This is a genomic window from Candidatus Saccharimonadia bacterium (assembly GCA_035544015.1).
Classification (GTDB): domain Bacteria; phylum Patescibacteriota; class Saccharimonadia; order UBA4664; family UBA4664; genus UBA5169.
Genome location: DATKIP010000059.1, coordinates 1 through 1,423, shown reverse-complemented (window position 1 = coordinate 1,423; position 1,423 = coordinate 1). Strand labels below are relative to the sequence as shown.

Sequence of the window (1,423 nt, the reverse complement as noted above, 5' to 3'; positions counted from 1 at the left end):
GAAGCGGAGACACTCGACGATCGGATATCTGAGCCCGATGGAGCTCGAACAGAAGGTCGGATTAGTTTAAGCGGGTGTCAACGAAACCGGGTGCAGGCCATACCGCCTTGTAACTGCCTCCGGCAAGTTCTTCCAACAGGGCCTCGACGATGCAGCCAAGCTCCGCCTAATGGATCACCAAGACCTCGTTCGCGAAATCGAAAAACGCCTTGTTGCCAAATTCTCCGGCTGGCCTGCACCCGGTTTCGTTGACACCCGCTTAAACTAATCCGACCTTCTGTTCGAGCTCCATCGGGCTCAGATATCCGATCGTCGAGTGTCTCCGCTTCGGATTGTAGAAGCGCTCAATGTAATCGAACACGTCGGCCTTGGCCTCGTCCCGCGTCCGGTACATCTTGCGCGCTGTTCGCTCAGTCTTTAGCGACGAGAAGAAGCTCTCCATCGCCGCATTGTCCCAGACATTACCCGATCGGCTCATCGAGCAGATGACACCGTGATCGGCCATGAGCCGCTGGAACTGTTCGCTGGTGTATTGGCTGCCGCGATCGGAGTGATGCAGCAGCGCATCGGGCTTGCCTCGTCGCCAGATGGCCATCACCAGGGCATCGGTGACGAGTTGCGCCGTCATCGCTGCACTCATCGACCAGCCGACCACACGTCGGGAGAACAGATCGACGACGGCAGCCACATAGAGCCAGCCCTCCGCAGTCCAGACATAGGTGAAGTCGGCGATCCATTTGCGGTTGGGAGCGGGTGCTTCGAAGGTGCGATCGAGCACGTTGGGAGCGACGGTGGCGACCTGCCGCTCACCCAAATCGGGCGGCAGGCGACGCCGTCGCGGACGCGCTTTGAGGGCCTGTCGTCGCATCAACCGCTCGATCCGATGCAGACCACACGTCATCCCTTCCGCCAGCATGTCGTGCCACACCCGCCTGGCGCCGTAGGTCCGGTCGCTCGCAAGGAAGCTGGCGCGAACCTTCGCGCTCAGCTCTTCATCGCTCCGGCTGCGCTGACTGCGCGGTCGTGTCAGCCAGGCATAGAAGCCACCCCGCGAGACACCGAGCGCCTCGCACAACCAATCCGCCGGCCAGATCCCCCGGTGCTTCGCAATGAAACCGAACTTCACGTCGATTCCTTCGCGAAGTAGGCCGCGGCTTTTTTTAGGATGTCTCGTTCGGCCTTCAGCTTGGCGACTTCTCGCTTGAGACGCGCAATCTCGAGCTGCTCGGGCTTCATCTGACCTTGCCCAGGAAACGCCTGCTGCGGATCGTCAGCAAATGCCTTAACCCAGCTGCGCAATTGCGATTGATGCACGCCCAGGTCTTCCGACGCCTGCGTGTAAGACACGCCGCGTTGCTTGATCAGGCGCACGGCCTCAAGCTTGAACTCCCGCGTAAACTTCCGTCTCTCCATGACCCACCTC

1 protein-coding gene is annotated in these 1,423 nt (G+C 60.4%); it reads right to left on the bottom strand.

The window, feature by feature from the left end:
* Positions 1 to 259: 259 nt before the first annotated feature.
* Positions 260 to 1,413 (bottom strand): IS3 family transposase gene (locus VMT30_02925; protein HVQ43895.1). Its coding sequence is split into 2 segments (ribosomal slippage): positions 260 to 1,155 and positions 1,155 to 1,413, totalling 1,155 coding nucleotides; the frame shifts between segments, so codons are not numbered across the junction.
* Between the last annotated feature and the right edge of the window lie 10 nt (positions 1,414 to 1,423).